The sequence below is a fragment of the Xanthomonas hortorum genome, from assembly GCF_024339125.1.
Lineage (GTDB): Bacteria > Pseudomonadota > Gammaproteobacteria > Xanthomonadales > Xanthomonadaceae > Xanthomonas > Xanthomonas hortorum.
In genome coordinates this window covers 3,374,594-3,391,423 of the sequence record NZ_CP101417.1, presented here as the reverse complement: position 1 = coordinate 3,391,423, position 16,830 = coordinate 3,374,594, and the positions used below count along the sequence as shown (strand labels likewise).

The following is a 16,830-nucleotide window of genomic DNA, read 5'->3' as shown; positions in this document are numbered from 1 at the left end:
CAGCGGCCATCGGCGTGAGCCGGCGGTTTTCCACTGCGCGGCGCTGTGTCTCGCGATCTCGCCTGCCACCACCAGCAATGGACTGCGCACCATGAAAAAACGCTGGTTGCTAGTGCCTGTGCTGGCCGTGCTGCTACTGGCCAGTTATGTCGTTGCAGGCCCGTACCTGGCCATTCGCGGCATCAGTGAGGCAGTCGCCAATCGCGATGCCGGGCAGCTGGAACGCCACGTGGATTTCCCCAGCCTGCGGGTCAACCTCAAGGCGCAACTGGACGATTATCTGATCCGCCAGGCCGGCAGCAGCATGCAATCGAGTCTGCTCGGCGGGTTCGCCTTGCAGCTTGCCAGCGGCATCAGCGGCGCCGGCGTGGACACGCTGGTGACGCCGCTGGGCATCGGTGCGCTACTGCAAGGCCATAGCGTGTGGAATCGCGTCACTGGCGAGACCGTCAGCCCGGATACCTATGCGGCGCCAGCGCCGGCGCGTCCGCTGCAAGGCGCCGAGCAGCGCTTCGAATCCACCCGCCGCTTCACCGCCACCACGCGCACCGCAACCGGAGCGCCGGTAGTCTTCGTACTGACCCGACAAGGCTTGCGTTGGCGGCTGACCGATATCCAGTTGCCGCTGGCTGACGCCGGCAATCCGCTGACACCGTAACAGCGGGCTTGCGAGCGAACGTGCGATTTCCGAGATCGCACCCGCGTGCAACTGACCTCAGACCGCGACGCTACAGTGGCTCAGGAATACCGCCAGGCCCGTTCCATCCACGCCGCCTGCAGCCGCAGCATTGCCGGCCGCAGCTGCCGGCGCGCCGACCACGGCAACGCCGCCAATGCTTGCTCCGCAGTGCCCGGCGTGCGTTTGCCATTCCAGGCGTACAGCACCTGATTGCGCAGATCCGGCTCGGGCAACAGCAGCACCCGCCCATCGAAGACATCACGCAGCTTGGCCAGATGCCCGGCAAGCGGCACCTGGAACAGGTTCAACGCCAGCACACCGCTGGGTGTCAGCGCAGCGCGGCAATCGGCGTAGAACTCGGGCGTGCACAGCGCGGGCGGAATGCCGTCGGCATCGTAGGCATCCAGCAGCAACAGGTCGTAGCGCCCTGCGCGCGTGCCGATCCAATGCGCACCATCGCCGTGCGTGACCTCAAGCCGCGCATCGTCGCGCGGCACGGCAAACGCATCGCGCAGCGCCAGCACCTGCGCATCGGCGTCCACCGCCTCGATGCGCGTGCTGCGCAGATAGCGATGGCAGAACTTGGCCTGCGCGCCGCCGCCGAATCCAACAATGCCAATTCGCTCGGGGCGCGGCTGCAGCCACAACGCGGCCAGCATGCCGCGCGTGTACGGCAGCATCAGCCGAGACGGCGCCCAGCGCGACATGCGGGTCTGCACGGTGTCGTCGGCGAAATACAGTTCCAACTGACGCCAGCTGGAGCGCAGCGCGGCGCGTGCAGACGGCTTCGGTGCGTCGCTCACCTGCTCGGCGGATCGTTGGCCACGCCATGCGGCACATGACCGGCCGCCACATGCTGATGCTGGCGCGCACTATCGATGTTGTGCTGCGAATCGTCGAAGAAGATATCCGCGCCAAACGCCTCCAGGAACGGCCCCTTGTGGCGCCCACCCAGGAACAGGGCCTCGTCCAGACGCACGCCCCACTCGCGCAGGGTGCGGATCACCCGCTCATGCGCCGGTGCCGAGCGCGCAGTGACCAGCGCAGTACGGATCGGCGACGCCTCACCCGGCGGAAATGCCGCCTGCAGCGCGTGCAGCGCAGACAGAAAATTGCGGAACGGCCCGACCGACAACGGCTCGCGCGCGCGTTCGCGCTCGTGGCGTCCAAACGCCTCCACGCCCTGCTCGCGCGAAATACGCTCGCTCTCGTCGCCAAAGATCACCGCATCGCCGTCGAAGGCGATACGCAGCTGCGTCGGCAAGCGGCTCTCGTCGTTGTCCACGATCGCCGCTGCGGCTTCTGCGCGTTCGCCCGGCGCGCGCGGCATGATGGTCGCCGCCGCAATGCCATGGGTGAGTGCACGCCGCACCGATTCCGGATTGGCCGACAGAAACAGATCGGTGCCGAACGGCTTCACGTACGGCCAGGTCGGCTGCCCGGAGGTGAAGGTCGCCCGCACGATGCCCAGGTTGTAGTGCTGGATCGAATTGAAGATGCGCAAACCGGTATCGGCGGAATTACGTGAGAGCAGGATCACCTCCACCCGCGGCGCGTCTTCGGGCACATCGTAGTTGAGCGCCAGCAGCTTGCGCACCACCGGGAATGCCACGCCCGGCTCCAGGATGTCGTCCTCATGCTCTCGCTGGAACGCCGAATACGCCTCCACACCATCGGCCTCGAACAGCGCGTGGCCTTCTTCGAGGTCGAACAGCGCGCGCGAGGTGACCGCGACGGTCAGGAGCCTGGGGGAGTTGTCAGTCATTGTGGGGCCGGGATTTGGGATTCGGGATTTGGGATTGGTTTGAAGCAGGAACCGTAGGTCGGGAGTTGATCGCCCATCCGCACAGCATCGTAGCGCGTGCGAGCGATTCCAAAGACGACGTGCCGCGCTGCTGCCGTTGCCAATCCCGAATCCCGAATGCCCAATCCCCGCCCCTCACACCGCAAACTGCTCGCTGAAAATGCGCTCTTCCAGATTGTGTTCGGGATCGAACAGCAGCGTCACCTGGCGCTGCGTGGATTCGCGAATGGTCACTTCGATCACGTCGCGGATCTCGTGCGAGTCGGCGGTGACGCTGACCGGGCGCTTGTACGGGTCCAGCACCCGGAAGCACACTTCGGTATCGGCCTTGAGAATGGCGCCGCGCCAGCGACGCGGGCGATACGGGGCGATCGGCGTCAGCGCCAGCGTGTGCGAGCCCAGCGGCAGAATCGGCCCGTGCGCGGAATAGTTGTACGCGGTGCTGCCGGCGGGCGTGGCGACCATCACCCCGTCGCCGATCAGCTCGGCGATGCGGGTCTGGCCATTGAGATCCACGCTCAGATGCGCGGCCTGGCGGGTCTGGCGCAGCAGCGAGACCTCGTTGTAGGCCAGCGACACCGTGCTGGCACCGGACTCGGTCTGCACCTGCATTTCCAGCGGGCGCAGATGCGCCGGCTCGGCACGTTGCAGGCGCGCGAGCAGGTCGTCTTCGTCGTCGCGGTATTGGTTCATCAAAAACCCGACCGAGCCCAGTTTCATGCCGAACACCGGCTTGCTGGCAGCGCCATGCCGGTGCAGGGTCTGCAGCATGAAACCGTCACCGCCCAGGGCGCAGACGATGTCGGCGGTGGCCAGCGGATGATCGCCATAGCGCTGCACAAGATGCGCGCGCGCGGTCACTGCCGGCTCGGCGTGACTGGCGAGAAAGGCGATGCGGGGTGGTGCGGTCATCGTTGACTCCAAAGCATGCGAATCAGCATACCGCAGCGCTGTGCCGGGCTTGTTGCGGCCACGCCCTGCCCTCGCATGCCCGGCCGCAATTGCGCCTGCGTGATCAGGCGCCGCCGCTGGTGCGGCGCACGGCAGCCAGCCAAGCGCAGGCGATACCAGGCGCGCAATGCGCACACCGCCCGGTCAGACGCGACCGGGCCACTTCATCACGCCGTCAACCGCCACGCCCGATGGATCCGCGCATGCCGTTCGAAATCCGGGTCGATGGTGCGCGGGCTGATTTCCTCGCACTGCGCGAACTCGGCCACCAATTCCTCATCCAGCTTGAAGCGGCGGAAGTTGTTGGAGAAATACAGCACCCCGCCCGGCGCCAGACGCGCCACCGCCGCGCGCAACAGGCGCACATGCTCGCGCTGGATATCGAAGTCTTCCGCGCGTGCGGAATTTGAAAAGGTCGGCGGGTCGCAGAAGATCACGTCGAAATGCGCGCGCTCGGCTTCCAGCCAGGCCAGCGCGTCGGCCTGCACCAGCTTGTGCTTGCTGCCGGCCTGGCCGTTCAAGGCCAGGTTGTCGGCGCACCACTGCAGATAGGTACCGGACAGATCCACGCTGGTAGTGGAGCTCGCACCGGCCACTGCCGCCTGTACGCTGGCCACGCCGGTGTAGCAGAACAGATTGAGGAATCGCCGCCCCTTGGATTGCGTGGCCATGGTGCCGCGCAACGGGCGATGGTCCAGAAACAGGCCGGTATCCAGGTAATCGAACAGATTCACCCGCAGCAGCGCGCCGTGCTCGCGCACATTGATGACTTCATTGCGCTGCTCGAAGCGCCCGTACTTGCTGCCGCCCTTGCCGCGCTCACGCGATTTGAGCGCAACACGCTCGCCCGGCACCTCGAACACCTCGCGCGCGGCGGCCAGCAGTTCGCCCAGACGGCGGCGCACATCGGCTTCCGGAATCGTCGCCGGCGCGGCGTATTCCTGCACATGCAGAAACACGCGGCGATCGCCATCGGCTTGCTGATACACGTCGATGGCGGCGGAATATTCCGGCAGATCGGCGTCATAGACGCGGAAGCATTCGATGCCTTCGCGCACGCGCCACTTCTTGAACTTCTGCAGATTCTTGCGCAAACGATTGGCGACCATCTGCGCGCCTTCGCTGAGCGCGGTCGGCGCCGCCAGCGGGGTGCGCCGCGGCACTGCGATCGGGTCGCAGACGATCAACGCGCACTCGATCGCGCCGTTGAACAGCTGGTATTTCTTGCCCGCGCGCAGGCCGGTGGCATACGCCAGCTCGGCGTTGCCGCAGAGCAGGCTGGCCCGCCATTGCGGCACGGCGCGCTGCAAGGTATCGCCCAGGCGGCGATACAGCGCCGCATCGGCGGCCAGACGCTCGTCGTAAGGCGGATTGCACACCACCACGCCGGTGGCCTGCGGCGGGGTCTGCAGATCGCCCACCTCGCGCACGCCGAACCAGATCGCCTCGGCCACGCCGGCCACCTGCGCATTTTCCTTGGCCGCGCGGATCGCATGCGGGTCCATATCGCTGCCGTGGATCACTTGCTTGAGCGCGGCGCGGCCGAGGCTGTCGCGCTCGCGCGCTTCGCTCACCAGCTGTTGCCAGCCCTCGCGGTCGAAGCCGCGCCAGCGGCTGGGGACATCGCTGCCATAGCGCTGCAAGCCGGGCGCGACGTCGGCGGCCATCAGCGCGCCTTCGATCAACAAGGTGCCGCTGCCGCACATCGGATCCAGCAGGCCGCCGCCCTCGGCGTAGGCGCGCGGCCAGCCGGCGCGCAGCAGCACGGCCGCCGCCAGGTTCTCCTTCAACGGCGCTTCGTTCTGCGCCATGCGCCAGCCGCGCCGATGCAGCGGGCCGCCACCCAGATCCACCGAAATGGTGGCGCGGCCCTTGCGCAGCGACAGGTTCAACCGCAGATCCGGGCGCTCCAGATCCACCGACGGGCGTTCCAGGCCCTGCCGGCGCATGGTGTCGACCACCGCATCCTTGATGCGCTGCGCCGCATAGCGGGCATGCGTGATCGCAGTGCCGGAAACATGCGCATCCACCGACAGCGTATGGCCGACAGACAGATGTTCGTCCCATGGCAACTCGGAAACGCCGGCATACAGCGCGTCCTCGTCCGGGCAATCGAACTCGTTCAACGGCCACAGCACGCGGCTGGCCAGGCGCGACCATAGGACGGCGCGCTGCGCGTCACGCATGTCGCCTTCGACGTTGACGCCGGAGATGGTGGCAGTGGCCTTGCTGGCACCGAGCGACAGCAGCTCGTCGGCAAGCAGGTATTCCAGGCCCTTGGCACAGGATGCGAAGAATTTCACGTAGGCAGGTATCGATGGAGACGCCGGCCGTCGTGGCGAGCGTGAGAGCAGGACGCTGGGCCGGCGCCGTGGAGGGCAATGCCGTGGCCGCTGCGGGCGGGGCGCAAATGGTCGGCCATCGGCGCCGGCTTTACCAGCCCGGCGGCCGCATCGCCCGCTGCGCGGTTCACCACGGTGCCAGCCGCCACTGCGCTTGCGCGGTATCCAGGCGCTGCCGCAGGCCCAGCCGCTGCAGGAAGGCGGCATCGTGCGAGGCGACGACCAGCGCCCCCTGGTAGCTGCGCAGCAGCGCCTCGATCGCCTCTACCGAGGCCAGATCCAGGTGATTGGTCGGCTCGTCCAGCAACAGCAGCTGCGCGGGCTGCGCCCGGTACAGCGCGCAGGCCAGCGCTGCCTTGAGCCGCTGGCCGCCGCTGAGCTGGCCGGTGGGCAGATCGGCACGCGTCTGGTCCAGCCCCAGCAGCGCCAGCCGTAGCCGCTGTGCGTGCGCTGGCGCGCCCGGGTCGGCAGCGTGCAGTTGCGCGGCGGCCGAGCGCGCCGGGTCCAGCAGCCCTAGGTCCTGATCCAGATAGGCCACCGGCACATGCACCTCGCAGTGTCCTGCGCTCGGCTGCAGGTGCCCGGCCAACAACCGCAGCAACGAGGACTTGCCGCTGCCATTGGGGCCGACCAGGCCAATCCGCGGCTGCCCATGCAACAACAGATCCACCCGTCGCCCGCCCAGCCGCCCGTCGGCCAGTTCCACCTGCTCCAGCGTGGCCAACCGTCGCGATGCGCCGGCTGGCGCTGTCGGCGCCAACACGGCGATCGCGGGATCGGCCTCCACCTGCGCTGCGGCCTGCACCACCGCCTCGCTCAGCCGTGCCTGTTCGGCCTGACGTTGCTGCTGCAGCCGCCCGGCGCTGACTTCGCTACGTTGCTTCTGCCCGCCGAGCAGGATCGCCGCCTGATTGGCCTGCCCGGCAGCACGCGCGCCGCGCGCCTGGCGTTGTTGCTGACGCTGCTGCTGCTCGCGCAGCGCCTGCTCGCCGCGTGCGCGTGCATGCTTGCGCTGTGCCAGCAGGTCGCCGGCCGCCTGCTGTTCCAGCGCGCGCTGCTGGACGTAGAACGCGTAATTGCCGCCATAACTGCGCAGCCCGTGCGCGGACAGCTCCAGAATGCGCTGCATCGCGTCGAGCAAGCTGCGGTCATGGCTGATCACCACCAGGCCACCGCTCCACGCCTGCAGGTGATCCATCAGCCGCTGGCGTTGCGGGCCATCCAGATGATTGCTGGGCTCATCCAGAATCAACAGGTCCGGCTGGGTCAGAAACGCACCGGCCAACGCCACGCGCATCGCTTCGCCGCCGCTGAGTTGCGCCGCCGGTGCATATGGATCGCGCCCGCCCAGGCCTTGTCGCTCCAGTTCTGCGGCAAATTGTGCATGCGCGCTCCAGCGCTCGCCAACCAGGTCGAAATCGGCTGGCGCCACGCTGCCAGCAGCGATCCTGTCCAGCGCGTCCAGCAGCGGCGCAACGCCCGCCAACTCGGCAATGGTTTGTCCAGGCGCAACGCTCACCCGCTGCGGCAGGTAATGCACGCTGCCGCTGCGCACGCAGCGCCCTGCGCTGGGCAGCAACTCACCAGCCAACAGGCGCCCAAGCACACTCTTGCCCACGCCATTGCGCCCGACCAGGCCAGTGGGGCGTTGGTCGATGTTGATGTTTAGATCGGAAAACAGCGGGCTGCCATCGGGCAGCAGATACGCAACGCTTTCCAGCGTCAGCGACGAACAGGTCATACGTGTCTCCATTGCATGCCAGCACACGCGCCGATCCAATCGGACCAGCAGCGGGTCAGGCCGTCCTCACGACGGCGGCATCAATGGCGCATTGGACCAATCCTCAGACAGTGGAAAACGCAGCAGATTTTAAGTCAGCGCGCCCTGCAAACGGAACCCCCGGGCAGTACGCGATATTGCCGACTCATCGACCCAATGGCTTCTGCGCGATCACCGTCGGAAATATGCTGGCGGCGTCGTCGATAAACCGGATATCGGTAAATCCGGCGCTTTCCAGCTGCAGACGGGTGTGTGCATGGGTCCGGAACGAGGCCCAGCGCGCTTGTACGATCTCGGCGAATATCTGGTTCTGCAGAGTCAGCGCCTCCGCGTCGATGTTCTCCAACTTCCACGGCGACTCGGCAGAGATGCTTGGCGGCGGAGTCAGAAAACTTGCGACCAGCACGCCACCTGGCGTCAGTCGATCGAAAAAGGCGCGATACAGCGCGATCACGCGCCCGTCGTCCGGCTCGTAGATATTCAGACCATTGCTCGTCAGCACATCCACCTCATCGCCAGGGCCGGGTGTCCATGCGTCCTCAAGACGCAGCGAAAGCTGCCCCTCCAGCCCATGCTGCCGTGCGAGTTGGAGCGCCCCTTCCAAGGCCTGCGGATCCAGATCGATGCCGATCAGGCGCACGTCCGGGCACTCCCGGTAATCCAGCATCAACAGCTCCCCCATCCATCCACAGGGCACCGATGCCAGCGTCATGCCTGGCCGCAGCAGCCCCTGCAGCTGCTGCCTGAAGATGCCGAACCGTTCGCGGGTAGCCAGCGCCGCAGGCGCCTTCTCGAAGATATGGCGTTCCATCGCCGACATCGAATCGTTTGGCTGTGCATTAGGGCGATACGTCACCATCTGATGGGTCCAATAGGCATTCAGCCCACGATTTCTGAGCAGAAACCGACCGAACTCGATCGACCAGAGCGCATCGACCAGACCGATCAAACGTTGAACCACCGCATCGGATCGATCGCCGGTCTGACGCAGACGCGATTTGATCGATGCCAACACTGCGGCATCGTCCTGGTGATCGCCACCGTGGGAAATCAGTCGGCCCGCATGCGCGGCCTGACCTAGGTCTTCATCATCGCGTTGCATCTTCCACCTCGACAGGTGAGCGCCATTGCATCTCTTGCAATGCTGCGATCACTGCCGGCGTCCTGGCGTCTCGATAGCGATGGAAGATGCCGCCGAGCGAACTGCAGTGGCGCAGATCTCGGCAACGGGGCGACAGAGGCTCGACTCAACCCAGCCCGAAGGCCGGGTGATAAGACACATCGGCTAGCGGCAGCAACCGATCGCCGAAAGCCAGCGCCTGCAGCTCGGACACCGGGACGTCGGGCAATACCAGGCCCGGTTCCACCGCAAACCCCAGACGTTTGAAAAACGCCGGTTCGCCCAGTGCCAGACAACCGGCCGCACCGCGCTCGCGCAAGTTCGCCAGTGCAGATTGCACCAGGCGCGTACCCAGGCCCTGGCGCTGATGCCCCGGCCCGATCGCCAGCGGACCCAGCGCGTACCAGCCTGGCGAGTCGTCCGACAGCGACACCGGCGATACCGCCAGATGCCCGACCACATAGCCGTCGTGGTCGGCCACCAACGACAACGCCAGCGCGCCGTCGTTGCGCAACGCGGCAATCACGTGTTGCTCGTCATGGCGGCTGTGGTCGGAGCGCATGAACGCGACCATCGTCAGCAGTTCGATCGCTGCGGCATCGCCGTCGCTCGCTTCGCGGATCAACACATCCATCGGCAACTCCGCATGCAGCACGCAATCAGGTGCGGACGCATCACAGACTCTGCAACAGTTCGGCAAATGCACGCGCCGACGCGTCCACATGCGCCGCCAGCCGATGTTCGTCGTCGACCAACAACAAGCGCGCATTGCGCGCCTGCGCCCAGGCGATCACATCGGCAGCAGGAATCAATTCATCGCGCCAGGCATGCACGATCGAAATCGGCACGGCCGCCGCATCCAGCGCCGGCAACGGGCCCATCCTGGTCGGCGGCACCATCAAAAACAGCCCGCGCGTTGGCACCTGCAACGACACCTGGGCCGCGATATACGACCCAAGGCTGGATCCGACCAACACCAGCGGCCCCTTGTCGGACGCTGCACGCGCGATCTGCAGCAAACGCTGCAAGCGGCCTTGCACATCACCAAGCGAACTCACCTCGCGGCGCGCGTCCAGATCGGTGTAGTCCGGGCGCTCGTGGGTCCAGCCCAACTGCTCGGCGACGTCGGCCAGTGCGGTGACTTTCAGTGCGTCCGGGCCACTTTCGAACCCGTGCGACAGAATGCAATGCCCGCGGCTCATAGCGCTTGCACCGTATCGCCGATGCGCAGCACGCCGCCACGCAGGATGCGCGCGCACAGCCCGCCATGCCCGCGCATCGCGTTGTAGCCGCCCGCGCCCAGCGCATCTTCCATGCGCGAGCACGGGTCGCACGGATCGGTGCCTTCCAGCTCGACCTCGCCGATACGAAAGCGCCGCCCTTTCAAGGCGATCAGCGGGATGCCGGACACCACCAGATTGCGCCGCAACGTGGCGGGCGCGATTGTCGCGTAACCGGCCAGGGCCGCGATCACCGGCAGATGCTCGGCCTGGATCAAGGTCAGCCCACGCTTGCCGCTGCCGCCTTTATAGCGGTCGCCCACCAGGCCAATGCCGGTGGTGGCCTGCGCCGCGTCCACCTCCAGCATGGCCACATCGCGCGCCGGGCGCACGCCGATCCAGGTCACCTGGCCGGTCTGCGGCAGCGTTGCCATCAATTTGCCCAAAGGGCTGTCGGGATTCAAAGCCATCGTCGAATGCTAGCATCCGCTTCATGTCCGATGCCGTCCTGCCGTCTCCGCCGATCACCTACGCGCCGTTGTCCTACGAATCCCGGCTGGCGCGACGCGCGCTCACACAGATAGACATGGTGGTCATCCACTGCACCGAATTGCCCGACATGGCGATGGCGCGCGAATACGGCGAGCGCGTGCTCTACGACAGCGGCACCGGCAACAGCGGTCATTACTACATCGACCGCAACGGCAGCATCCAGCAATACGTGGCGCTCGAGCGCGTGGCACATCACGTGCGCGGCCATAACCCGCATACGCTGGGCATCGAACTGGTCAATAGCGGCCGCTATCCGCATTGGCTGGACTCGCGTTACCAGGTCATGACCGAGCCCTATCCCAACGCCCAGATCGTCGCGCTGATCACGCTGCTGCAATGGCTGCAACAGCAGTTGCCATCGATCAGCCGCATCGCTGGTCATCAGGCACTGGACACCACCCAGGAAGCGGCCAGCGACGATCCGTCGCGCAAGATCCAGCGCAAGCTCGACCCCGGCCCTATGTTTCCATGGCCGCGCATCGAAGCGGCCGTGACGTGGTCGCACGCACCCCGCTAAGCGCGGCGCTCAGCGCTCCGGCGCGCGATAGGTTTTCTCGCCTGCATTCACTGCGACATCCAGCCGATTTTCCGGTGGCGCGATCGGGCAGACCACGTGCGGCGTCAACGCGCAGGGCGGATTTTCGGCCAGATTGAAGTCCAGCACGATGCGGCCGTCGCGCGGCGCGGCGGTGTAGAGATAACGCGCACCGCCATAACTTTCCTTGCCGCTGGTGCGGTCGGCGAACAGGAAAAACAGCCCCTCCCCGCCCTCCTGCGCCAGCGCCTGCAAGCGGTACTCGTGGCCATGGCGCGAAAACACCGCCTCGCCCGGTATATCGACCGTGAGCGGGGTGCCGATCGAGGTCAACAAGGTGGTCGTGCGTGGCGTGGAATAGGCCTCCCAGCGCGCCTGGAGGCGCCACCGCGGATCGGTTGGGAAATAGTCCAGCCCATCGACTTGGGTCAGCGCCGGCGCAGCCGGATCGCGAAAACGCCAGCCGAACAAACTGCCGGTCTGCACCAGATAGAACTGCCGGCCCTCCACGTCCAGGCGATCGCCACGCTGCCCTGCCCGCTCCGGTTCCAGGCTGACGCGATCAATACGCTTCCCGTTCAAGGTCACCGGCGCACCGGCGGCCGCTTCAAAGTGCACACGGCCATCGGCGTCCAGCGTCAGCTGCCCCAACTGCGCTGGACCGGCCGGCAACACGATGTCGCTCTGCGGATCGCTGCCCACCCGATACTGGCCAGCACGCACGCGACCGGAGCCGGTGTAGCTCAACCAACCGTCGGGGGCCCGCAACCGCGTCAAACGCTGTGCACGCGCACGTTCAAGCGCAACCTGATACACCGCCTGCTCATCGCTTTGTCCACGACCGGCCAGACGCGCATCGTTGACGCCAGTGGTCGACCCCGCCGAGCACGCAGCCATCGACCACGCCGCGACGCAGAGTGCGCCGATCTGTAACTGCAACCGCATGAGTCACCCAACACTGCGAGAAACTGCGCTCCGCGCAGCGAACCTGCGTCCCCACAGGTCACCGTTCCTGTCGCTATTGTGCCTGCAATCGGTCAGGCAGTGGTCGCGACCGGACGTGCCGGGTCCTGCAACCAGCCGCTCCACGAGCCGGCGTAGACACGCGCGCCAGACAGACCGGCTACTTCCAATGCCAGCAGCAAATGGCAGGCAGTCACGCCCGATCCGCACATCACCACCGCGTGCTCGGGTGGAGTTGCACCCAGCAGCGCAGACAGCTCCGCACGTAATTCGTCTGCCGGCTTGAAACGGCCATCGCGCAGGCTCACACCCAATGGGCGACTCACCGCACCAGGCACATGCCCAGCCACCGGATCGACCGGCTCCACCTCGCCGCGAAAACGCTCGCCGGCACGCGCATCCAGCAGCCATCCCGGCGCCTGATCCAGCCGCGCCAGAAGTTGCTCGGCCTCGACCACCGCAGCGCTGTCGAAACTGCCCGGATACGCCGCGCCAGCGTGCAATGCAGGCGGCTCGGTACTTTCCGGCAATCCGGCAGCGCGCCACGCGGCCAATCCGCCATCCAGTACCGCCACGCGACGATGCCCCATCAATCGCAGCATCCACCACGCACGCGCGGCGGCCATGCTGCCGTCGGCAGCGTCGTAGACCACGACCTGACTGTCCGGATCGATACCCCATTCGCCCAGCCGCTTGGCGAAGGCCGCGCTGTGCGGCAGCGGATGCCGGCCCTGACCAGGCCGCGACAGATCGGCCAGATCATCGTTGAGATCCGCGTAATACGCGCCTGGTAGATGTCCCTGCGCATACGCGTTGCGCGCTGCATCCGGGTCCGGCGCAGTCGGCGGCGCGGCGCGGGCGTCCAGCAGCCGTAGCTGTGGATGGTGCAACGCGGCCGCCAAGGTGGCGCTATCGACCAGCGTGGTCCAGTCGGGATTGACACTCATGCAACCTGCTCCAGGCGACGACGAAGATTGAGAAGAATGGCAGCGGTGGCGCCCCAGATACGCTGGCCCGGCCAATCGTACTCGAGCACACGGCGTGGCCGGCCGCGGAACTCCAGCTCCACGCTGCGCAGATTGTCCGGGTCCATCAGATACGCCAACGGCACTTCGAACACATCGGCCACTTCGTCCGGCTGCGGCACCGCCACAAACGCCGGGTCGATCACTGCAACCACCGGCGTCACGCGAAACCCGCTTACGGTCAAAAACGGATCCAGATAACCCAATGCATGCACTTGATCTGCGCCGAGCGCGATCTCTTCGCAACTCTCGCGCAACGCCGCAGCCGCCGCATCGGCATCGGAAGGCTCGATCCGCCCACCGGGAAAACTGACCTGCCCGGCGTGATGGCGCAGGCTGTCGGTGCGGCGCGTCAGCAGCACCATACTGCCATGCTCGCGTGGAATCAGACCGCACAACACCGCCGCTTCGGCAGAGGCGCCGCCTTCGGTCAGATCGATCAATTCGGCATGGTTCCAACCCGGCCCATCGGGCGCGGTGTCCAGCGGATACAGCGCACGCCGCAGCTGCGCGCATTCGGGCAGCCGCGCCGCCAATGCGCGCGCAGGCAGAACCGTCTGCAGATATGTCTGGCGTTCGGCGTCGCTCATGCTCATCCAGCGTGCAATTTCATCCAGGCTGCGCAGGCAGCCGACACAGTGCGACTGCGCGTCCAACGAACATACACCGATACATGGGCTGGGCAGACTGCCGTCGTTCGAATCCTTGTCGGTCATCGCTCGCTCCTGCCGCCCCGCATCGTCAAGACCTCCACCCGACTTTTGCGCTCGCGCATGTCCGGTGGACCCAAACGACAACGCCGGCCTGGTGGCCGGCGTTGTCACAGCAACATCAAACGCAATTACTTGACGCTGACCAGCTTGATCTCGAACTGCACGGCCACGTTCGGCGGGAACGGCGTACGCGGGTCGGCACCGTAGGCCTTCTCCGGCGGCAGGGTCACTTCCCACTTCGAGCCAGCCGGCATCTGCAGCAGCGTATCGCGCATGGCCTGCATCTCGACTTCGCTGACCTTGATGGCCGGAATCTGCTGCGCCGGACGTGCCTTCTCGCGATCGCCGAAGGGGAACGGACCGGCCACTTCCAGCTGCACGGTGCTGGCCTGGGTCGGCTTGGCGCCCTTGCCGGCTTCGATCACGCGGTACTGCACGCCGCTCGGCAGCGTCTGCACGCCAGCGGTGCCCTTGTTCTTGGCCAGGAACTGGTCGCTCTTGGTCTTGTTGGCAGCAGCGGCCTTGTCGTACTCGGCCTTGGCCTGCTGGGCACGGCCCTGCTCACGCTTCTGGAACGCCTCGACGGCCGGCTTCAGCTGATCGGCAGTGATCGACGGCTGCTTTTTGGCATAGGCGTCTTGCAGACCCTTCACCACCGCATTGATGTCGAGCTGCTCGCCGCGACCGGTGAGCTCGGCAAGGTTGTTGCCGTAGTCATAGCCGAAGTAGTAACTCAACTTGCCTTTCTCGGACGTTGTGTCCTGGGCCAGTGCATTGCCCGTCAGGGCCAGGGCCGCCACAGCGACCGCGATAGAACGCAACTTCATCAAACAATTCTCCAGGGTGGTGGCACAGGACGGGTCTGCCGCCTGAGATGACGCGCTAGGATAGCGGCCGCGATACCGAACCGCTACTTATCACGAAAGCTATGACCAGCAAGGCTTTCGGAAGTTCCGTATTTACTAATTTTTTACGTTCGTAAGGATTTCCATGTCCAATCACGTCATTCTGATCGCCGACCACGCCAGTGTACGGACGATCACGGTCAATCGACCGGACAAACTGAACGCCTTGAACCAGGACACGATGCGGGCGCTGGATCAGGCGTTCCAGGATGCCGCCGGCGCGGATGACGTGCGCGTGGTGGTTCTCACCGGCGCAGGCCCGAAAGCCTTCGTGGCGGGTGCGGATATCGCCGAAATGCGCGATCTGTCGGCGATGCAGGGGCGCGAGTTTTCGCTGCTCGGCCAGCAGCTGATGCGCCGGATCGAACGCATGCCCAAACCGGTGATCGCGATGATCAATGGTTTTGCGCTGGGCGGCGGACTGGAGCTGGCCATGGCCTGCCATCTGCGCATTGCCGCAGCCACTGCACGCCTGGGGCAGCCCGAAATCAATCTCGGCCTGATCCCCGGCTTTGGCGGCACCCAGCGGCTGTTGCGCCTGACCGGTCGTACTGCTGCGCTTGAACTGTGTCTGCTCGGCCAGCCGATCGATGCAGTGCGCGCATTGCAGCTGGGCCTGCTCAACCGCGTGGTCGAGCCGGAGGTCCTACAGGAAGAAACACTCGCCTTGGCACAGCGCCTGGCCGCTGCTGCACCACTCGCATTGCGCGGCATTCTGGATGCGGTGGTGTTCGGCGGCGAATGCGCGATCGAAGAAGGTCTGCAGCTGGAAACCGCACAATTTGCGCTGTTGTTCGCCAGCGACGACATGCGCGAAGGCACCCGCGCCTTTCTCGAAAAACGCCCCGCACACTTTCTCAATCGCTGATCGATTTGCCATGACGTCTGACCCCATACCGGTATCACGTCCACTGCCGCTGCAACTATTCGACTGTGTGCAAGCCGACGATCTCGACGGCGCGCTGGCGCTCGGCCTGATGGAGTACCTGCCTGATCCACACGACGACCTGCTGGACCCGGCCTGCCCGCAGCTACGCGCGGTATTGCTCGCCGCACAACAGCGCCTGCGTGATGCCTGGGCCGCACGCGAACGCTACCGCGCACGCACCGCGCGCCTGCAACGCCGCGCTGCCGAACGCGATGCTCGCCGCACGCCCGCACCAGTACACAGCCAACCCGTCGCTGCCGCATTACCGCCGTTGGCCGCCGCCATCCTGGCGCGCGCCAAGGCCAAGGCCGCAGGTGGAACACAGCCATGAACGCAATTCGCCCCACCCTGCCGGCACGTCGCGGCAGCACCATGCGCAAGCCCGAAGTGCAGGAAATGTTCGAGCGCCTGCGCGAACTCAACCCGCACCCGACCACCGAGCTGGAATACACCACCCCGTTCGAGTTGCTGATCGCCGTGCTGCTTTCGGCGCAAGCCACCGATGTCGGCGTCAACAAGGCCACGCGCAAGCTGTATCCGGTTGCCAATACGCCGCGCGATATTCTCGATCTCGGCGAAGAAGGCCTGAAGCGCTATATCGCCACCATCGGTCTGTTCAACGCCAAGGCCAAGAACGTCATTGCCACGTGTCGTATTTTGCTCGAGCAATACGCTGGCGAAGTCCCGCACGACCGCGCCGCGCTGGAAGCATTACCCGGCGTCGGACGCAAGACCGCAAATGTCGTGCTCAATACCGCATTCGGCGAGCCCACCATGGCAGTGGACACGCATATTTTCCGCGTGGCCAATCGCACCGGACTTGCGCCGGGCAAGGACGTGCGCGTGGTCGAAGACAAACTGGTGAAAGTCATTCCTACGGAGTTTCTGCACGACGCGCATCACTGGCTCATTCTGCATGGCCGCTACGTCTGCAAGGCACGCAAACCGGATTGCCCGGGCTGCGTGATCCACGACCTGTGCCGCTATCGTGACAAGACCGTGGCGTCTGCCGAGCGGCCAGCACCTTTGCGCAGCTGACGCGCTCCCACTCAAACGTGGCTGAGACGATCTAGGCTGAGACGATCTAGCAAGACCATCGACGACTGCGCAGCGCCCAGTCGCGCCAGTTGCACCAGTTGCACCAGTTGCATCGTATCAGCACTGCAAACCCAGGCTTTTTACGAATCTCCAATCCCAAATCCCGAATCCCGGCCAAAAAAAATCGCGACCGGATGATGCGTCTTACGGCGCCATGCATCATCCGGTCACGACAGGGGGCACCCGGCGCGAGCGCCGGGCGGTTTGCAGCAGGT

The 16,830-nt window shown here is 65.7% G+C and carries 19 protein-coding genes; 5 read left to right on the top strand and 14 right to left on the bottom strand.

Translation table 11 applies throughout. The features are described 5' to 3' along the window. Positions 1-91 precede the first annotated feature (91 nt). Positions 92-658 (top strand): DUF2939 domain-containing protein, encoded by a 567-nt coding sequence (locus NMB96_RS14595; RefSeq protein WP_023903612.1) that lies wholly within the window; start codon positions 92-94, stop codon positions 656-658. A gap of 80 nt (positions 659-738) precedes the next feature. On the opposite strand, the gene NMB96_RS14590 is transcribed toward NMB96_RS14595, so the two are convergent. From NMB96_RS14590 to NMB96_RS14545, 10 genes are all read right to left on the bottom strand, one after another. Further along, on the bottom strand, positions 739-1,482 hold the full coding sequence (locus NMB96_RS14590; RefSeq protein WP_023903611.1) for a spermine/spermidine synthase domain-containing protein: 744 nt from the start codon (positions 1,480-1,482) through the stop codon (positions 739-741). Further along, positions 1,479-2,444, bottom strand: coding sequence for a 5'-nucleotidase (locus tag NMB96_RS14585; protein ID WP_023903610.1), 966 nt, complete (start codon positions 2,442-2,444; stop codon positions 1,479-1,481). The genes NMB96_RS14590 and NMB96_RS14585 overlap by 4 nt, the downstream gene beginning before the upstream one ends. A 174-nt stretch (positions 2,445-2,618) precedes the next feature. Further along, on the bottom strand, positions 2,619-3,395 hold the full coding sequence (locus NMB96_RS14580; RefSeq protein WP_006450286.1) for an NAD kinase: 777 nt from the start codon (positions 3,393-3,395) through the stop codon (positions 2,619-2,621). Between the two features lie 206 nt (positions 3,396-3,601). Then, positions 3,602-5,737: a bifunctional 23S rRNA (guanine(2069)-N(7))-methyltransferase RlmK/23S rRNA (guanine(2445)-N(2))-methyltransferase RlmL gene (rlmKL, locus tag NMB96_RS14575; RefSeq protein ID WP_255085091.1), complete on the bottom strand. Its 2,136-nt coding sequence runs from the start codon at positions 5,735-5,737 to the stop codon at positions 3,602-3,604. Further along, positions 5,734-5,925, bottom strand: a complete 192-nt coding sequence (locus tag NMB96_RS14570; protein ID WP_084217860.1) for a hypothetical protein — start codon at positions 5,923-5,925, stop codon at positions 5,734-5,736. Before NMB96_RS14570 ends, rlmKL begins: the two co-directional genes overlap by 4 nt. Further along, positions 5,904-7,517, bottom strand: a complete 1,614-nt coding sequence (locus NMB96_RS14565; RefSeq protein ID WP_255085090.1) for an ABC-F family ATP-binding cassette domain-containing protein — start codon at positions 7,515-7,517, stop codon at positions 5,904-5,906. Before NMB96_RS14565 ends, NMB96_RS14570 begins: the two co-directional genes overlap by 22 nt. Positions 7,518-7,701: 184 nt before the next feature. Beyond that, positions 7,702-8,658 carry an SAM-dependent methyltransferase gene (locus NMB96_RS14560; protein ID WP_255085088.1) on the bottom strand — a complete coding sequence of 319 codons (957 nt, stop codon included), beginning with the start codon at positions 8,656-8,658 and terminating at the stop codon, positions 7,702-7,704. 145 nt (positions 8,659-8,803) lie between these two features. After that, on the bottom strand, positions 8,804-9,310 hold the full coding sequence (locus NMB96_RS14555; RefSeq protein ID WP_104550368.1) for a GNAT family N-acetyltransferase: 507 nt from the start codon (positions 9,308-9,310) through the stop codon (positions 8,804-8,806). 40 nt (positions 9,311-9,350) lie between these two features. After that, on the bottom strand, positions 9,351-9,878 hold the full coding sequence (locus NMB96_RS14550; RefSeq protein WP_104550360.1) for a YqiA/YcfP family alpha/beta fold hydrolase: 528 nt from the start codon (positions 9,876-9,878) through the stop codon (positions 9,351-9,353). Beyond that, a complete protein-coding gene (locus NMB96_RS14545; protein WP_255085087.1) occupies positions 9,875-10,366 on the bottom strand; it encodes an MOSC domain-containing protein in 492 nt (163 codons plus the stop codon). The genes NMB96_RS14550 and NMB96_RS14545 overlap by 4 nt, the downstream gene beginning before the upstream one ends. A gap of 23 nt (positions 10,367-10,389) precedes the next feature. Here NMB96_RS14545 and NMB96_RS14540 point away from each other — a divergent pair, with 23 nt between their 5' ends. After that, entirely contained in the window at positions 10,390-10,965 is a 576-nt protein-coding gene (locus NMB96_RS14540) for an N-acetylmuramoyl-L-alanine amidase (protein WP_104550361.1), read from the top strand. 9 nt (positions 10,966-10,974) lie between these two features. Here NMB96_RS14540 and NMB96_RS14535 read toward each other — a convergent pair whose 3' ends face one another. The 4 genes from NMB96_RS14535 to NMB96_RS14520 form a co-directional block, all read right to left on the bottom strand. After that, positions 10,975-11,928 (bottom strand): DUF1684 domain-containing protein, encoded by a 954-nt coding sequence (locus tag NMB96_RS14535; RefSeq protein ID WP_255085085.1) that lies wholly within the window; start codon positions 11,926-11,928, stop codon positions 10,975-10,977. Positions 11,929-12,020: 92 nt separating this feature from the next. Beyond that, on the bottom strand, positions 12,021-12,893 hold the full coding sequence (locus NMB96_RS14530; RefSeq protein ID WP_255085084.1) for a sulfurtransferase: 873 nt from the start codon (positions 12,891-12,893) through the stop codon (positions 12,021-12,023). Next, a complete protein-coding gene (locus NMB96_RS14525; protein ID WP_023903599.1) occupies positions 12,890-13,687 on the bottom strand; it encodes a CoA pyrophosphatase in 798 nt (265 codons plus the stop codon). Before NMB96_RS14525 ends, NMB96_RS14530 begins: the two co-directional genes overlap by 4 nt. Before the next feature lie 125 nt (positions 13,688-13,812). Next, entirely contained in the window at positions 13,813-14,511 is a 699-nt protein-coding gene (locus NMB96_RS14520) for an FKBP-type peptidyl-prolyl cis-trans isomerase N-terminal domain-containing protein (protein WP_006450296.1), read from the bottom strand. Positions 14,512-14,674: 163 nt separating this feature from the next. On the opposite strand from NMB96_RS14520, the gene NMB96_RS14515 reads away from it, so the two are divergent. The 3 genes from NMB96_RS14515 to nth are packed head-to-tail and all read left to right on the top strand — an operon-like array spanning position 14,675 to position 16,555. Beyond that, positions 14,675-15,457 (top strand): enoyl-CoA hydratase-related protein, encoded by a 783-nt coding sequence (locus NMB96_RS14515; RefSeq protein ID WP_255085083.1) that lies wholly within the window; start codon positions 14,675-14,677, stop codon positions 15,455-15,457. 10 nt (positions 15,458-15,467) lie between these two features. Then, on the top strand, positions 15,468-15,848 hold the full coding sequence (locus tag NMB96_RS14510) for a hypothetical protein (RefSeq protein ID WP_023903597.1): 381 nt from the start codon (positions 15,468-15,470) through the stop codon (positions 15,846-15,848). Then, positions 15,845-16,555, top strand: a complete 711-nt coding sequence (gene nth / locus NMB96_RS14505) for an endonuclease III (RefSeq protein ID WP_023903596.1) — start codon at positions 15,845-15,847, stop codon at positions 16,553-16,555. The genes NMB96_RS14510 and nth overlap by 4 nt, the downstream gene beginning before the upstream one ends. Positions 16,556-16,830 lie beyond the last annotated feature (275 nt).